The organism is Brevibacillus sp. 1238 (assembly GCF_029892995.1).
GTDB classification, from domain to species: domain Bacteria; phylum Bacillota; class Bacilli; order Brevibacillales; family Brevibacillaceae; genus Brevibacillus; species Brevibacillus parabrevis.
Genome location: NZ_JARXWC010000003.1, coordinates 1 through 14,984, shown reverse-complemented (window position 1 = coordinate 14,984; position 14,984 = coordinate 1). Strand labels below are relative to the sequence as shown.

The window sequence follows — 14,984 nt, the reverse complement described above, 5'->3', positions numbered from 1 at the left end:
AGCAAAATCAGGAAAAAATGCCCTACTGGCAGGCTGCTTTTCCCTTTATCATTGTCCAAAGAGCAACTGACAATCGATGACCAGAGGTAGACATCATGAAACGAACAAGCAAAACAGCGTCCCTGCTCGGCGCGCTGACTGTATGTTTCGCTGTGGCCGCTTTCACGGAGCCGGCACAAGCAGCGCAAGCGCAAGCCAAAGTCGTTGCGACCTCCCTGAACGTCCGCAGCGAACCAGCTTTGCAGTCGTCCGTCGTTGCGACGCTGAAGTACGGTACATCCGTGACCATCTCGGACGAATCGCATGGCTGGGTGAAAATCAACTACCAGGGCACGAGCGGCTGGGTTGCCGGCTATTACTTGCAAAAAGGCGCGGCTGGCACCGCCTCCTCCCCTGCGAAAAGCTCAGGCACATCCGTGCAAGCCCCAGCAACTTCTGGCAGCAAAAAAACAGGCTTCGTGACAGCCGATGCGCTGCGCATGCGCAAAGGTCCCGGACTTACGCATGACATTTTGCACGTGCTGTCCGCAGGCACGCAGGTAGAGATCGTCAACAGGCAAGCAGACTGGCTCCAGGCCAGAACCGCCGATGGCAAAACAGGCTGGGTATCGTCGAGTTACATCCAGGAAGGAAAAAGCAGTCCAGCCACAGGCAAGAGCAACAAGTCAGGCGGACTGCGGGGCAAAGTCATCGTGCTTGATCCGGGGCACGGCGGAAGCGATGTAGGAACGCTCGGAACGAAGTGGAACACCGAAGAGAAGACGCTGAACCAGAAAACTACGGCGCTGTTGGCGAGCAAGCTGCGGCAGCGCGGGGCGCAGGTCATTTTGACGCGGACGAGCGATGCGGAAAAGCCTTCGCTCTCGCAGCGGGTGGCGATCAGCGAGGCGCGGGGAGCAGACGCCTTCGTCAGCATCCACTACAATTCTTCGACCAAGCCAAACAGCGGCACCTTGACCTTTTTTTATGCGCAAAACAAAGACTACGACCTCGCCCGCAGTATCGAATCGCGCCTGGCAAGCGGCATAGGCTTGAAAAGCAACGGCATCTCCTACGGCGACTACCACGTCCTGCGGGAAAACGACAGGCCGTCCGTGCTCGTGGAGCTGGGCTTTTTATCGAATCCAAAAGACGAAGCGCTCGTTCGCACGTCCTCGTACCAGGAAAAAGCCGCGCAAGCCATCGCGGATGGACTCGCCGACTACTTCGGAGGTTGAGCATAAGGCTGTATGTTGTAGGAGAACAGCTTCCGCTCGAATTTGCCTTTGGCGCCGATCAGCTGGTACCATGTTTCCCCGATCAACAGATCCGTGGCGAAATCTTTTTCCAGCAGCTGCGTAATCCGGTTAATCGCTGCTTGCTCGTGATCGGCGGCCGACTTGCAAGATAACGCCAGCACAAAATACGGCTGGTCGTCCTCCATCTCCAGCATTTGCAAGTAAGCCGTGCCGTCGTGCTTGAGGTTAAACGCATCGATGACACGAGCCAAGCCTTGCCGCGGCTGAACCTTGAACTTCCCGGCTTCCTTCCAGCACGTAATCAGCGAATCGTACAAGGAAAACGTCAGGATGAAATGGCGGCTGTAATCGCTTGGATCAAACGCTTTTGGCCCCGCTCCCTTTTCTTTTGCCGGGATGACCACGAACGCTTTGTAGTTGCCAAAAAAACGATCGCTCATTGCTCCCCCGTCCTTTCCGTCAAAACTCTCGTAAGGGTTAGTATCCACTACTTCGCCATATAGTTATGTACGTAGAAATGGCAAAAGGCCAAGTCGACAGCTAACCCGACTTGGCCTTTTTCGCGCATGTGTATAGGCATGTTTTTCAACTGGATTACTCATTTTCATTGGTGCGTCACAGAGACGTTGCCATGAGCGTGCGCCTCTTCCTCTACGGCGATTCCTGTTCCGGATTTGACCGTCCAGGTAATCACTTGGCTGGAAATGACTACAGCTAAAATGGTGTACAGCATCTCTTTCATCGGCACATACCAGAACGACAGGCACAAAACCATCACGTCCAGCAACAAGAAAATCGTACCGATGGACAATCCCGTATACTTGCTGAGCAACAGGGACAAAATGTCGTCGCCGCCCGTCGCTGCTCCGTAGCGCAAAACCAGTCCCGTACCGAGTCCGGTCAATACGCCTGACAGTACAGAAGCCAGGGGCATCATTCTGCTCATGTCCATGACAATCGGGGAATACTGCTCAAACAGCTCGTAAAACCCGGTAAAAGCCAAAGAGGCAAAAATCGTATCCCAGATGAATTGTCGCCCTCTCACTAACCAGGCAACCAAAAACAGCGGGATATCCAACAGCAGCACCATTAACGCTGGCGACAGGTCAAAGACGTATTTGGCCAACAGGCCCAAACCTACAAAGCCACCTTCAGACAAATGGTTCTGAAAGTTAATGTGATAATACGCAAATGCCAGCAAACAAGCTCCAAACAAAATCATACCGTAACGTTGAACAAATTGCAGCGCTCTCCTCATCATCGATTCCTCGCATTTTTGTCGGTTTTGGCACAGACGACCAACCGACTACGGAGGAACATCGCAAGTATAAGTCGCTACTCATACAAAGGGCCTCGCTTTCGTAGTAGATTGGTCGTCCAAGTGACGATCGACTACTACGAAGCTAGATGTAGGAGAGGTCAAAACGTTTCCAGATCGTCCTATGGGGACGCATGGTATCCTGATCCCTTCCATTGCTTTTCTTATATTATAGCATAAAAAAGGGAAAAAGACGACTCGAACCGTCTTTTCCCCTTCCTAAAAGCGAAACGCCTTGCTTTTGATCTCCAGCGGAATGCCTGCCGTGAGCAGGAAAACCTGATCGGCTGCCGCCGCCATGCGCTGGTTCATCAGGCCCGCCAAATCGCGGAACATGCGTCCCAGCGGATATTCCGGAACCAGCCCGTCTCCGACTTCATTCGTAACGAACAAAATCGTTCCGGGAAAATGTTGCAGCGCTGCAATCAGCTCATCTACCTGTGCAAGCGTGCGTTCCACTGCCTGCTCCTGTTCGTGGCGGATCAGCCAGTTGGACAGCCAGACGATCAGGCAATCAACCAGCACGACTGCCTGATTTTGCTTGAACTCGTCTCGCTGCTGCAACGAGCGAATCACGTCAGCGAGTGCATAAGGCTCCTCGACTGTCTCCCACAGAAAGCCGCTTTGCTGTCTTCGCGCGCGATGCCTTGCGATCCGCTCGCGCATCTCCTCGTCAAAAGCTTGCGCGGTGGCGATATAGACGCCTGCTTTTCCCAGATGAGCCGCATATTTTTCCGCAAACGTGCTCTTTCCGCTGCGCGCACCGCCTGTCACAAGTACGATCATTCCAACGTCTCCTTACGCCCGGGATTGCAGCATGATTTGCGGCAAATGATGGACAGGGTGCTCCATGACGATCGGCCTTGTCCCGTACACCGCTTCAATCTTGTCCGTTTGCAGCATGTCTTGCGGCGTTCCTACGCCAATCTGCACTCCTTTGTGCAGCATCAGGATGCGGTCGCAGTAGAGCGACGCCAGATTCAAGTCGTGCAGAACCGCCACGACGGTCACTTGCGTCGTCTTTTGCCACTTGCGGACGATATCCATCAGTTGAATCTGGTAGCCGATATCGAGGTACGTAGTCGGTTCGTCCAGCAGCAGCAGTTGCGGTTTTTGCACGAGCGCCTTGCCCAAAGCCACGCGCTGCTTCTCCCCGCCGCTCAGCTGATCCAGCGTGCGCTCCGCCAGCGGCACAAGCCCCAGCAGCTGCATGATTTCCTCGATCAGCGGCGTGACGTCATCCTTTTCCTCACCGAGCCAGTTTTGATAAGGGAAGCGTCCCATCTCCAGCACTTCGCGGACACGGAAACCGACAGGAGGCAGCCCTTCCTGTTCCAGTACGGCGAGAACACGAGCCAGCTCTTTGCGCGTATAGCGGGCAAGCGGCTTGTCGGCGAGCGTAATCTCTCCCGCATCAGGGGCAATGACGCTGGAGATCATTTTCAGCAGCGTCGATTTGCCGCTGCCATTCGGGCCGATGATGCCGAAAAACTCGCCCCGCTTCACGTCAAAATCGATTTCTGTTAAAACCGATACATCCTGGTAAGCTTTTTGCAAACCTCGTACGTGGATCATCGCAGCTACCTCCTTCCGGTTCGTTTGTTTTGCTTCAACAAATAGGCGAAAAACGGCGCTCCCAAAAACGCGGTCACGACGCCGAGCGGGATTTCCGTAGGAACGAGCAGCATCCGCGCCAGCGTATCCGCCCACAGGACGTAGATGCCGCCGCCAATCGCCGACATCGGCAGCAGGATGCGATGATCCGGCCCGACCAGCATCCGCACCAGATGCGGCACGACGAGGCCAACGAAGCCGATGATCCCTGAGATCGAAACCGCTGCCGCCGTCAACAAAGTCGATACGAGCAAAATAATGAGCTTCGTCTTGTCGACATTGACGCCCAGGTGCGCCGCCTGACGCTCACCCAGAGCAAACAGGTTCAAGGAGCGGGCATAGCCAACCAGCACGATTACGCCGATCAGCACATACGGAATCAGCACATACGTAAAAGCCCAGCCGCGAAACGACAAGCTGCCCATCAGCCAAAAGACGATTTCGTTCACCGTCTGGTTCGACAAGGACACCATAAAAGAGACGAGCGAACCGAGAAACGCCTGAATGACGACCCCGGATAAAATGAGCGTCTCTGTTTGCAGCTTGCCCTGCGTCTTCGCCAGCGACAGTACAATCCACAGACTGCACAGCCCCGTCAAAAAGGCGACCACAGGCGTGCTCCATTCCCCGAGAAAAGCGAATTGCAAGCCAAACAGGATCAGAAAAGCGGCACCGACAGCAGCTCCGGATGCCACTCCCATCGTAAACGGGTCTGCGAGCGGATTGCGCAGCACCCCTTGAAATCCGGCGCCCGCAAGCGACAGGCAAGCCCCTACCAGAATCGCTAGGATGACGCGGGGAAAACGCACTTTCATCACGATTTGCTCGGACGAATCCGGCCATGTCACGGCAACCAAGTCCGACATGCCGGGGAGCTGATGCAACAAGATCAGCCATACTTGCGAAAGCGGAAGCGATGCCGCTCCCATCGAAATGCTGACTACCGCCGATGCCAGCAGGATCAGACTGCTGGCTCCTCCCCATAAAAGCAACTGCTTCTTCATTTTATTTCACCAGATCAGGGTAAATCGCTTTGGCTACCTCGATCAAACCTTGGGTAATCCGCGGTCCCGGGCGCGAAAGCAAATTTTGCTCCATCCCGAAAATCTGCTTGTCGCGGATCGCCTTCATCTTGTCCCAGCCGTTGCGGTTCGCAATGATGTCCTCCAGCTTTTTCCCTGTCTTGTCGTCCGTAATGCCTTTTGCATACAAAATGACGTCAGGATCGCTTTTTAAAATCTTTTCTTCGCTGATCGGGTTCCACCCTTGGGTATCAGCGGCAATGTTTGTCGCGCCTGCCAGTGAGATCAGCTCATCCAGAAATTCCCCTTTGCCCACCGTCCAGCCCGGCGAAAACTCCAGGTACACTTTTTTCTTGTCTTCCGGCTTCACCGCTTTGACCGCTTCCTGCACGCGCGCGATGTCCTGCTTCATGCTTGCGACTACTTTTTCCGCCTGCTCCTGTCTGTTTGTAATGACACCCATCGCCAAAATGTTGTCAAATATCTCATCCATTTTTTGCGGGTGAGTCACGTAAACAGGCATGCCTAACGTTTTCAGCTTCGCAGCGACAGGCTCATCCATCGAGATTCCGCCGATGACCAGATCAGGCGACTGGGCGAGAATCGCCTCTTCGCTCGGCTTGACGACACCGCCCACTTTCGGCTTCGTGGCAGCTTCTGCCGGATAATCGTCGTAGTCGGACACCCCGACGATCCGGTCGTTCAGGCCGAGTGCGAACAAAATCTCTGTTTCACCCGGAGAGGTGGAGACAATCCGCTGCGGCTCTTTTTGCAAGGTCACTTCTTTTCCCGTCGAATCTTTGACCGTCAGCGGGTAGACAGTCGCTTTGGCCGTTGTTTCCTGTGGTGTTGTCTGTGGCGCCTCTGTCTTTGGAGCAGGGGCTGTTTGCGTGTTGCCATTGCCTGTGCAGCCGACCAAGCTTGCAGCAATGACCAGGGGCATGAGCAGTTTCCACGAACGTTTCATATGTATAACTTCCTTTCTGGGCAACTGGTTGATTCTTAGCATAGAAAAACCCCTTCGCTTCCAGCGGGAAACAAAAGGGTCGACTTGCCAGAACGATCTGGTCACGCCAAAAAGTCCTGAACGGGCCGAACCTTTCCGCGAAGGCGCAGGCACATCATGCAAACAGGCAGGTCTCCTGGCTTGCGGCTTGCGACAGCCGCTTTACAGTGGCGGGACCGCGCCGGATTTGCACCGGCTTCCCTTTTCACCTCGCCCATGACAGACGAGGCACCTGCTTGCTGTATTCAGTTGTTTGTGCCTGCAAGCTAAGACTCACCCACCATCATAGCATTCCTTGGCCCAAAAAAGAATGCGTCATTTTGCACCAAAACGCAGGCCCAGGCTACCCGTCAACCTGCAGCAGCCACTGGCCTTTTGCCTAACCGACGAAAATTACTGCTTGCGCTTGTGCAAGTAATCGATAATTCCCATCGCACACACCTGCAAATCCAGTCGCAGGACGTTCATCACTTCATGCTGCTCGGCAATGCCGCGCGCTTGCAGATGCTGGCTGACAAGAGCGAACAGCCTGTCCCCCAATTGCTCCGTGCCAAGCCCGGCGGAAACGGCCGCCTCGCCTTCTGCCACGAATACGGGAAGCCACTCTGCCACTTGCCGATAGACGTCCTCCACTTCTTCCGTCATGCCAAAATGCCCGAAGTAGATACGCTGGAGTTCGCGCTTGCGAAAACGCTCGATAGACGCAAGCATCGCCTGCGGATCGAACTGGTTTGGAGACGTGGACGGCAAAACGAAATGCAATCCGTCTTTTTGGAGTTGCGGATAAAAAACGCCCGCTGTATCACCTGTGAACATGCCGCGGCTAACCGGATCGTAAATGCTGAAATGATGGTTCGCATGGCCGGGCGAATCCAAAAATTCAAGGACACAGTTCGGCCCGATCGGCAAGGTGTCTCCGTCTTTTCGCACCAAGATTCGCTCCTCGGGAATCGCCACAATCGGATCGAACAGGCGGTTGAAATCGTCCTGGTAAACGGCTTTCGCTCCCGCAATCAAGCGGCTCGGGTCCACCAGATGGCGCGCTCCTTTTGGATGCACCACGATTTTGGCCTGCGGGCATTCGCGCAAAAACAAGCCTGCCCCGCCCGCGTGATCCAGATGAATGTGCGTCACGATGATGTATTTGACTTGCTCCGGCGAAAAGCCGAGCTTGTGCAATCCTGCCACAATGTACGGCACGGACGGGCTTGGCCCTGTCTCGACAAGCGTCAATTGTTCCTCTGCTATTACATACGTTCCCGTCCGCTCCGCCCAGCCCATGTCAAAGCCGTCAATCAGATGGATGCGGTGTCCCAAGGAAATCGGTTCAGTAGGCTGCATCGATTTTTCTCCCCCTGCCAACTTGATATCGTGTGAATATTTCCACTTTACCATTGATCGTGCCCGGATTCGAGAGGGCTTTGCCGTTTCTTGGCTGGTTACGGGCGGGAAGCGATGCGCGCTACTTCGCCATTCGTCATTTGTACCAGTTGCTTTGGCGTCAGCGAAAAAACAGCGTTCGGATGCCCGGCAGCCGCCCAGATGACTTCGAAGCGAAGCAAATCCTCATCAATCCACGTCTCAATCGGTTCCAGATGTCCGACGGGCGAGACACCGCCGATGACAAATCCGGTTTTTTCGCGCACAAAATCGGCATCTGCTTTTCCCGGCTTCTCCTGCATCCATTGCGCGAGCAGCTTTTCGTCGATCCGGTTTGTGCCGCTTGCCACGACCAGAACAGGCTTGTCCGTCGTCTTCCGGCGAAAAATGATCGACTTGGCAATTTGCGCGACCTCGCATCCGATCGCTTGCGCTGCCTCCGCTGCTGTGCGGGTGCTATCCGGCAGTTCGACCACCTGATTGTCATACCCCAATTGTTGCAATCTCGCTTGCACTTTCTGCGCGCTTTCTTTTAATGGCTGCATCAGTTTTGCTCCTTTCCTTTCACACGTTTTTCGTTAGCTGTGAACGACAGTCACGGTTACGGCTCTGCGTAATACATCACGACCTGAATGACGGCTTGCTTTTCGCCTTCATTGCTGTACTGATGGGGAACGTTTCCAGCAAAACGGATGCCGTCACCTTCCGACATGCGAAACAGCTCGTCCTTGATTTTCAGGCAAAACTCGCCCGCGCTGACGGTAATGTACTCGTAGACGCCTTCATTGTGTGGAGTCGACGAGTAGCTTGCCCCCGGGTCAAGCTCGATGCGAAACATTTCCAGCTTGGTCATCGGATCAAAAGGAAACTGCAAATACGCCCGGCACAAGCCGTTGTCTTCGATGATGGGCGACACGTCTGCGATTGACACAAAAGAAACGGCACTGTCCGGCGCCTTCAACAGCGATGAGAACGACACTTGCAGACCTGTTGCCATTTTCCACAAGGTCGTCACCGTCGGCTGGGAATCGCCGCGCTCAATCTGGTGCAGCATGCCTTTGCTTACGCCCGTCAGCTCCGCTACTTTATCGAGGCTCAAGCCCCGCTTTTTGCGAATCGTCTCCAAGTTTGCTCCAATGATCGTCTGTATTGATTCCACCAGAGTGCTCCTCTCTTTGCATTTTGTATCAGATAATGAACAATTATATAACATAACAAACACAAAGAAAAATAGCGCCCAAACAAAAAACTCCCCCGAACCGCCAAAAGCATGCGCGGTTCAGGGGAAGTTTTTCGCTAGTCATTAGGCTTGTGTGTAAATGACGACAGCGTCGCGCAGGAATGCTGCCTGGCCAGGCTGCTCCTTGTCGTAGTAAGCCGTAAATCTCGGATCATCGACATACATCTGAGCCACGCCTGCGTGCGCCTCCTTGCTGTAGCTGTCCCAGTAAAAGCTGAGCCACTGGCGATGCAAATCGGCTGCCTGCTGGGCCAGCTCGCTGCCCGGATCGCCGCTGGCAAACGCTTGCTTCAGCGTCGCGTGCAGCTTTTCGTTCAATTGCTCGACTTGCGCATACTCTTCCTCGCTCATCTCTTTGATTTTCCGATTGGCACGCTCTACTCGCTCGTCGCCATACTTGGCCCGAATTTCTTCGCCGTACTGCTGCTCGTTGTCGTGAATCAACTGCTGTTTGAAGCCTTCGAATTTCTGTTTGTCTGTCATTGTTTTCGTCCCCTCTCGCTGCGCCAAAGTCAGATCGACATTCGCAATCAGCCGATCCAGCTGCGCCCGTTTTTCCAACAGCTTCTCCCGGTGCTCCCGCAGTGCCCGCTCCGCATCAAAGGTGGGAGAACTCATGATTTCCTTGATCTCCTCCAGGCTGACACCAAGCTCGCGGTAAAACAAAATTTGCTGCAACCGATCCACTTCTGCCTGCCCGTAAATACGATACCCGGATGAATTGATTCTCGCCGGCTTGAGAAGGTCAATCTCATCGTAGTAACGCAATGTCCGGGTGCTGACACCTGCCAGGAGACCCAGCTTTTGCACGGTATATTCCATCTTGTATCCCTCCTGACAAATTCATCGTACACATTTACGCACCGGCAAAGTCAACAGTGGTAGCAGCAGGAAAATAATGTTATTGTAAAAGCAAGCCATTGTGAAAAGGGGGAATGTCTTTTGCTCTATTTTCTCATCGCAGTAGCAGCCACCTTCCTCGCGGCCTTCTTTTTTACAGGGTCTGTCAGCTTGCGGGCCAGAGACAAGCACGCCGTCCACCACTACAGCGACGACGCCTATGCTCACCAGACGATGCATCATTTGCAACAGCACAACAACAATCCGTTTTGAATGCATGAAAAAAGCTGCCCAGACCAATGTGTCCGGGCAGCTTGCTTTTTTCTAACAATTACAGAGCTTGAAACGTATCTGTCAGTACAGGAACGATTTGCTTCTTGCGGGATACAACGCCTTTGAGCACCGCTTTGTTGTCTGCGAGCGTAACGTTGTACGCTTTTTCTACTGCCTCGGTTGCTTTGCCGAGCGCCAGCGCAACGGAATCGTTGTTCAAGATGTCTGTCACCACGAAGACGAACAGGTCCAGACCTTTTTCCGCAATGATCGCGGAGATCGCTGCTTCCAGCTCGCTTTGGCGGGCCAGTACATCGTTGACGTCCACGGCGTTTACTTGGGCGATTTCCACTTTCGCGCTGCCCATTTGAAATTCTTTTGCATCCAAAGAGAGCAGTTGAGCGATTGTTTTGTCGCTCAGGTCAGCGCCTGCTTTCAGCATTTCCAGGCCGTATGCTTGCAAGTCCACGCCTGCGATCTCAGCCAGTTCGTGAGCTGCCGCAACATCTTGCGCAGTGCAGGTAGGGGATTTCAGCAGCAACGTGTCGGAAATGATCGCAGACAGCATCAGGCCCGCGATTTCTTTCGGGATGTCCACGCCGTTTTCCTTGTACATTTTTTTCAAAATCGTAGTCGTGCAACCGACAGGCTCTGCACGGAAGTACAGCGGGTTGCTCGTTTCGAAGTTCGCAATGCGATGATGGTCAATTACCTCGACTACTTGCACCTGCTCGATGTCGTTTGCGCTTTGTTGACGTTCATTGTGGTCGACGAGAATGACTTCGTTGACTTCATTTCCTACTGTTTCCACGAGACGCGGCTCTTTTACCTGGAAGTAGTTCAAGACGAACGCTGTCTCGCTGCTGATGACACCGAGGCGAACCGGCTCTACATTGTCGCCGAGCTTGGTTTTCAGATCAGCGTAAACGAGCGCCGAGCAAATGGAATCCGTATCTGGATTTTTATGACCGAAGATTAGCTTTTTTTCCATCATCCATACTCCTTAGTCGTATATTGGCGTCAAAATTATACCATGGAATAGCGGATATTCCCAAGGAAAATTCCAGAAGCCGACCTTTGTTTGCAAACAAAGATCGGCTTCCGGCGCCGCAACAAACTTAGTCGTCCCACTCCATGCTCAATATGTCGCCTGTGGTAGCCGATATTTCCAGCTCCGCTTCCTGGCGGTTAGAGGTACGGACTTCCACCTCGTACACGTACTGTCCATCGTCTTCATCCAGCTTGATTTTCTTGATGCTTCCGTTCACTTTGGACAAGGCGATCTTTTGAGCTGTCTCTGCGGTGATCTTCACCAGCTGCTGCTTGCGGGCCGGATCATGCTCGCGCCACGCCTGCCCGGTTACGGCATCGACGTACACATCGGTCTCCTTCCAGTTTTGGACGATTTCCGCTTTGTACACGAGCGCCGTTCCCGCGCGATCCAGCTTCCACTCCTTGATCACTCCGGGTTGGACGCCGAGCGCGATTTTTTGTGCCTGCTCGGAAGTAAGGCGTACTTGCTTCGCCCAGTCTGCCGGGACATCTTCATCTACTTCCAAAAAGACGGGCACAGCCTGCTGATTCGGCTGAGGAACGTGCTGATGCGTCTTCGCCAAGGCTGTGACGCTAAAACTTCCTACGAGCATGATACCTGCTGCTAACATGACGATTTTTTTCATGGAAATTCTCTCCTTTTTCTCTGCTGTCTTCATGCTACAAGACGCAGATGAGCGAACAGAGAGAAGAAGATTAAAATTTGCTGAGAACGGACTTAATCCTCCCACATGATCGACAAAACCTGTCCCGTCAGCGGATCGATGCTTACTTTCACTTCCCGGTTTTCGTCAGTTTTGATCTCTACCTCGTAGACGGTTGCGCCGTTTTTATGCTCTACTTCGATGCTGTCAAACGTCCCGGCCACTTGTTGCAGCGCGATTTGTTTGGCCCGATCGAGTGAGATTCCGCTTTTGGCAAGCTCGTTGTTCGCAGGTGGTACAGGAGGGGTTTCCTTGCTTTCGTCCACGGGCTGTACGGTCTTGTCCGGGGGTGTCTGCTTTTTCGCCAGAGGGGTAATCCGTATCACCCGTCCCGTCTCGGCGTCCGCGACAACCTGGTACGTTCCCGTTTCATTTTCCACTGTCCCGACATATACTTCTCTGCCTGCCTCCCCGGTCTTCTCCAAAGCGGAAATGACTTTGCCGTAGCGAGCGGATAGAGACTCCTCCACTTCCCGGATCGTGCGCCCTGCTTCCGGCTCTCCTCCAGCAATCCGGGAGAGAGCGAAAACAGCTGCCGCTGCGAAGAGCAGGGCCAAGAGCCACCACACACGTCTTTGTTTCAAGCGTTCTCCCCCGCTTTCTCTCGGGCTGCTTTGGGCAACGTCACCGTAAAACGGCTGCCTGCCCCGACTTCACTCTGGACATCCAGCCTGCCGTTGTGCACATCGACAATGCGCTTGGCAATGGACAAGCCCAGTCCTGTGCCACCTGTATCTCTTGCCCGCGCTTTGTCCACGCGGTAAAAGCGGTCGAAAATATGGACAAGGTCTTCTTCCGGTATGCCCACTCCCTGGTCGATCACAGACAAGCTCACCGTGTCTCGCTGTTCGGCGATCTCGATTCGAATAGCCTTTTGGCTGTAGGTCAGCGCATTGTCGAGCAAAATCACCAGCAGCTGCTTGAGCCTTGACTCGTCAGCGAGCGCGTAAACCGCTGCGCTTTGCGCCTCGACGCGGATTTCCTGCTCGTAGGTGCGCCTCATCCATTTGCTCGTCTCTTCGCATAGCTCGACCACGTCTACTGCCCGCATATCCAGATTGGCTTCCTCGTCCGGGTTCGCCAGCATCAGCATTTGCCTCGTCAGCTTTTTCATCCGCACCGCTTCGGAATAGATCGCCTCGACAGACTCTTCCAACAGCTCCGGCTTGTTCATCCCCCACCTTTTCAGCATGGTCGCATATCCTTCGATCACCGTGAGCGGGGTCTTCAACTCGTGGGACGCATCGAGGACGAACTGCTGCTGCTTCGCAAAGTGCAGCTGGAGAATGTCCATCATTTTGTTGAACGTATCCCCCATCTGGTACAGCTCGTCGTTGGATTTGACTGGCAGCTCCAACTTTTTGAACTGGCCTTTTTTCTGGATTTCTTCCATCGTGCGAATCAGGGAGCGGATCGGCTCCACGATGAGTTTTGCGAGCATCCGGCCGGCAAGAAACGACGGCAGCAAGACGACGAGCGAAGCGACCAGCAGCACGATGAGCAATGTTTGCATCGTTTCCTGTACGTGCGACAAGCCCGTGGTTACTTCCAGAGACATGACGCTGCCGTCACCCGCAATCATCGGCACCTGGCCGACAGCATGCAGCACGCCAGCCTTTTCCACAACCTGGTACGTTTCTTGCGCACTGTATACAGGTCGCCAGTTGGCATAGTCCACATCTTTCGTCGCTGTCACTACCGGATGCGACTGTTGATTCACGATACGGATCATCTCAATCGGCGCCAAATACGCTTGCAAAAGCTCAGTCGCATCTGCCTGACTGCCTGCTTCATGCAGCCGCTGCGCGATTTTTTCGCTCTGCAGTTGAAGCCGCTCCAATTCCAGCCCGGTCATTTGCTTGTAAAAAAGCCAGTAGATCGAGGTGTTGATAATACACAGCACGAGCACGAGCCACACGGTTGAAAACAGATGAATTTTGCTGCGAATCGTCATCCCTTCTACTCCTTCAGCGAATACCCGATTCCCCGCACCGTCGAAATGAGCGGAGGATGAGCAGGATCGTCCAGCTTTTTGCGCAAATAACGGATGTACACATCGACGATATTCGTATCGCCGTAGTAGTCATAGCCCCACACTTCGTTCAAAATTTGCTCCCGGCCGAGTACCTGGTTGACATGCCGCACCAGATAGACGAGCAGATCGAACTCTCGCGGCGTCAGCTCCACTGGCGATTCGCCGCGCATGACGAGCCGTTTCTTCTCGTCGACAAGCAAATCGCCCACGCGCAGCGGCGCCTCTTCCTCTTCTTTTTTTCGCGCCCCAGCCATGCGCAAGCACGCGCGAATCCGGGCAAGCAGCTCCTCGATGGCAAACGGCTTCGTGATGTAATCATTCGCCCCCAAATCCAGTCCGCTGACTTTGTCGGGCAGCGAATCTCTGGCGGTCACCAAAATGACCGGAGTCAAGGTGTCTGACGTGCGAATCCGCCGCAGCACCTCCATCCCGCTCAGTCGCGGGATCATCACGTCCAAAAGGACCAAATCCCACGCTGCGCTTTTGAAACAGTCCAATCCGGCTGCTCCATCCTCTGCGACCGTCACTTCATATCCTTCGTATTCCAGCTCCAGCTTCAGCAGGCGGGCGATTTTCTTTTCATCTTCAATCAGCAAAATGTTGGCCTGACTCATGCTAACGACTTCCTTTCGCTGCCGCGGGACACGGCATGCCATACGCAATCTGATACCGTAGATTAAACCATAAAAGCCTCGCGCAGTGCGGGTTTTTTTCCAGAGATTTTTCGAACATGACGTGCGGGCGATTGCCAGCGAGTGCGAGCTACATACAACACGAGCGCGAAAAGTGGCTTGCCCGCCATGCCCTTTCCCGCCGGAAAATCGCCCAAAATGCGGAAATGGCGACTTTGCCTGCCGTTCTGCGCGAATCGTATAATAGAGCCATCGAGAACAAGAAGGAGAAACGATTTTCGTTGGAATTACCCAATTGGAAAGCCATCTTTTTTTGAACGTACCTGATCGTGACCATGCAAGCGGTCGTCACATCGATGATTACGCTGGAAGTGACCAACCCGGCGCGTGTGCAAGTAGCCGCACCGCTGAACCAAGCGTCCGGATCGGCGCCTAGCGAATGGTCGCCTAATCGGAAATAAACGCGATAAACGAACAAAAAGGTCCGGACCTTTGGGACTGACCCCGTAATGTGAGACAAATCAAAACACCTTCAAGAGAACCTGACCATGTCGTAAGATATGGGGACAACCTTGGAGGTGTTTTTGCGTTGGCAACTAGAGTTAGTTATCCCGTAGAAATTAAAATGA

General features: G+C 53.8%; 18 protein-coding genes and 1 riboswitch. Of the genes, 3 read left to right on the top strand and 15 right to left on the bottom strand.

Annotated features, from left to right (window positions below; translation table 11 throughout):
* The first annotated feature begins 95 nt into the window (after positions 1-95).
* Positions 96-1,217: an N-acetylmuramoyl-L-alanine amidase family protein gene (locus M2298_RS07585; protein ID WP_280648405.1), complete on the top strand. Its 1,122-nt coding sequence runs from the start codon at positions 96-98 to the stop codon at positions 1,215-1,217.
* On the opposite strand, the gene M2298_RS07580 is transcribed toward M2298_RS07585, so the two are convergent.
* From M2298_RS07580 to M2298_RS07535, 10 genes are all read right to left on the bottom strand, one after another.
* Positions 1,202-1,678 carry a hypothetical protein gene (locus M2298_RS07580; protein ID WP_122964910.1) on the bottom strand — a complete coding sequence of 159 codons (477 nt, stop codon included), beginning with the start codon at positions 1,676-1,678 and terminating at the stop codon, positions 1,202-1,204. The genes M2298_RS07585 and M2298_RS07580 overlap by 16 nt on opposite strands.
* Before the next feature lie 164 nt (positions 1,679-1,842).
* Entirely contained in the window at positions 1,843-2,499 is a 657-nt protein-coding gene (locus tag M2298_RS07575) for a YitT family protein (protein WP_122964909.1), read from the bottom strand.
* A 276-nt stretch (positions 2,500-2,775) separates the two neighbouring features.
* On the bottom strand, positions 2,776-3,342 hold the full coding sequence (gene cobU, locus M2298_RS07570) for a bifunctional adenosylcobinamide kinase/adenosylcobinamide-phosphate guanylyltransferase (RefSeq protein ID WP_217022960.1): 567 nt from the start codon (positions 3,340-3,342) through the stop codon (positions 2,776-2,778).
* A gap of 12 nt (positions 3,343-3,354) precedes the next feature.
* Complete coding sequence (locus M2298_RS07565; protein WP_173596991.1) at positions 3,355-4,131, bottom strand: ABC transporter ATP-binding protein; 777 nt, start codon at positions 4,129-4,131, stop codon at positions 3,355-3,357.
* Between the two features lie 5 nt (positions 4,132-4,136).
* On the bottom strand, positions 4,137-5,174 hold the full coding sequence (locus M2298_RS07560) for a FecCD family ABC transporter permease (RefSeq protein WP_063229754.1): 1,038 nt from the start codon (positions 5,172-5,174) through the stop codon (positions 4,137-4,139).
* A 1-nt stretch (position 5,175) separates the two neighbouring features.
* Positions 5,176-6,159 (bottom strand): ABC transporter substrate-binding protein, encoded by a 984-nt coding sequence (locus tag M2298_RS07555; protein WP_173596990.1) that lies wholly within the window; start codon positions 6,157-6,159, stop codon positions 5,176-5,178.
* Positions 6,160-6,307: 148 nt separating this feature from the next.
* A riboswitch (cobalamin riboswitch) is annotated at positions 6,308-6,449 on the bottom strand.
* A 142-nt stretch (positions 6,450-6,591) separates the two neighbouring features.
* Positions 6,592-7,539: an MBL fold metallo-hydrolase gene (locus M2298_RS07550; protein WP_122964905.1), complete on the bottom strand. Its 948-nt coding sequence runs from the start codon at positions 7,537-7,539 to the stop codon at positions 6,592-6,594.
* 98 nt (positions 7,540-7,637) lie between these two features.
* Positions 7,638-8,123: a YbaK/EbsC family protein gene (locus M2298_RS07545; protein ID WP_174769218.1), complete on the bottom strand. Its 486-nt coding sequence runs from the start codon at positions 8,121-8,123 to the stop codon at positions 7,638-7,640.
* A gap of 56 nt (positions 8,124-8,179) precedes the next feature.
* Positions 8,180-8,737 carry a helix-turn-helix domain-containing protein gene (locus M2298_RS07540; protein ID WP_122964903.1) on the bottom strand — a complete coding sequence of 186 codons (558 nt, stop codon included), beginning with the start codon at positions 8,735-8,737 and terminating at the stop codon, positions 8,180-8,182.
* Between the two features lie 144 nt (positions 8,738-8,881).
* Entirely contained in the window at positions 8,882-9,640 is a 759-nt protein-coding gene (locus M2298_RS07535; RefSeq protein WP_280648404.1) for a MerR family transcriptional regulator, read from the bottom strand.
* A gap of 120 nt (positions 9,641-9,760) precedes the next feature.
* Between M2298_RS07535 and M2298_RS07530 the strand changes: the two genes are divergently transcribed.
* Positions 9,761-9,931: a hypothetical protein gene (locus tag M2298_RS07530; RefSeq protein WP_167470318.1), complete on the top strand. Its 171-nt coding sequence runs from the start codon at positions 9,761-9,763 to the stop codon at positions 9,929-9,931.
* 58 nt (positions 9,932-9,989) lie between these two features.
* Here M2298_RS07530 and M2298_RS07525 read toward each other — a convergent pair whose 3' ends face one another.
* From M2298_RS07525 to M2298_RS07505, 5 genes are all read right to left on the bottom strand, one after another.
* Positions 9,990-10,922 (bottom strand): manganese-dependent inorganic pyrophosphatase, encoded by a 933-nt coding sequence (locus M2298_RS07525; RefSeq protein ID WP_122964901.1) that lies wholly within the window; start codon positions 10,920-10,922, stop codon positions 9,990-9,992.
* 127 nt (positions 10,923-11,049) lie between these two features.
* Complete coding sequence (locus M2298_RS07520) at positions 11,050-11,610, bottom strand: PepSY domain-containing protein (RefSeq protein WP_173599318.1); 561 nt, start codon at positions 11,608-11,610, stop codon at positions 11,050-11,052.
* Between the two features lie 92 nt (positions 11,611-11,702).
* Positions 11,703-12,272, bottom strand: a complete 570-nt coding sequence (locus tag M2298_RS07515) for a PepSY domain-containing protein (RefSeq protein WP_280648403.1) — start codon at positions 12,270-12,272, stop codon at positions 11,703-11,705.
* Positions 12,269-13,642: an ATP-binding protein gene (locus M2298_RS07510; protein WP_280648402.1), complete on the bottom strand. Its 1,374-nt coding sequence runs from the start codon at positions 13,640-13,642 to the stop codon at positions 12,269-12,271. Before M2298_RS07510 ends, M2298_RS07515 begins: the two co-directional genes overlap by 4 nt.
* Before the next feature lie 5 nt (positions 13,643-13,647).
* Positions 13,648-14,337, bottom strand: coding sequence for a response regulator transcription factor (locus M2298_RS07505; RefSeq protein WP_280648401.1), 690 nt, complete (start codon positions 14,335-14,337; stop codon positions 13,648-13,650).
* Positions 14,338-14,684: 347 nt separating this feature from the next.
* On the opposite strand from M2298_RS07505, the gene M2298_RS07500 reads away from it, so the two are divergent.
* The gene (locus M2298_RS07500) at positions 14,685-14,816 is read left to right on the top strand and encodes a hypothetical protein (protein ID WP_255679103.1); all 132 of its coding nucleotides are present in this window, start codon (positions 14,685-14,687) and stop codon (positions 14,814-14,816) included.
* Positions 14,817-14,984: the final 168 nt, after the last annotated feature.

What these genes read in the sequence shown, in the direction of transcription:
- M2298_RS07585 (WP_280648405.1), top strand. Translation starts at nt 96, where the DNA reads ATGAAACGAACAAGCAAAACAGCGTCCCTGCTCGGCGCGCTGACTGTA.
- M2298_RS07580 (WP_122964910.1), bottom strand. Translation starts at nt 1,678, where the DNA reads ATGAGCGATCGTTTTTTTGGCAACTACAAAGCGTTCGTGGTCATCCCG.
- M2298_RS07575 (WP_122964909.1), bottom strand. Translation starts at nt 2,499, where the DNA reads ATGATGAGGAGAGCGCTGCAATTTGTTCAACGTTACGGTATGATTTTG.
- cobU (WP_217022960.1), bottom strand. Translation starts at nt 3,342, where the DNA reads ATGATCGTACTTGTGACAGGCGGTGCGCGCAGCGGAAAGAGCACGTTT.
- M2298_RS07565 (WP_173596991.1), bottom strand. Translation starts at nt 4,131, where the DNA reads ATGATCCACGTACGAGGTTTGCAAAAAGCTTACCAGGATGTATCGGTT.
- M2298_RS07560 (WP_063229754.1), bottom strand. Translation starts at nt 5,174, where the DNA reads ATGAAGAAGCAGTTGCTTTTATGGGGAGGAGCCAGCAGTCTGATCCTG.
- M2298_RS07555 (WP_173596990.1), bottom strand. Translation starts at nt 6,159, where the DNA reads ATGAAACGTTCGTGGAAACTGCTCATGCCCCTGGTCATTGCTGCAAGC.
- M2298_RS07550 (WP_122964905.1), bottom strand. Translation starts at nt 7,539, where the DNA reads ATGCAGCCTACTGAACCGATTTCCTTGGGACACCGCATCCATCTGATT.
- M2298_RS07545 (WP_174769218.1), bottom strand. Translation starts at nt 8,123, where the DNA reads ATGCAGCCATTAAAAGAAAGCGCGCAGAAAGTGCAAGCGAGATTGCAA.
- M2298_RS07535 (WP_280648404.1), bottom strand. Translation starts at nt 9,640, where the DNA reads ATGGAATATACCGTGCAAAAGCTGGGTCTCCTGGCAGGTGTCAGCACC.
- M2298_RS07525 (WP_122964901.1), bottom strand. Translation starts at nt 10,922, where the DNA reads ATGGAAAAAAAGCTAATCTTCGGTCATAAAAATCCAGATACGGATTCC.
- M2298_RS07520 (WP_173599318.1), bottom strand. Translation starts at nt 11,610, where the DNA reads ATGAAAAAAATCGTCATGTTAGCAGCAGGTATCATGCTCGTAGGAAGT.
- M2298_RS07510 (WP_280648402.1), bottom strand. Translation starts at nt 13,642, where the DNA reads ATGACGATTCGCAGCAAAATTCATCTGTTTTCAACCGTGTGGCTCGTG.
- M2298_RS07505 (WP_280648401.1), bottom strand. Translation starts at nt 14,337, where the DNA reads ATGAGTCAGGCCAACATTTTGCTGATTGAAGATGAAAAGAAAATCGCC.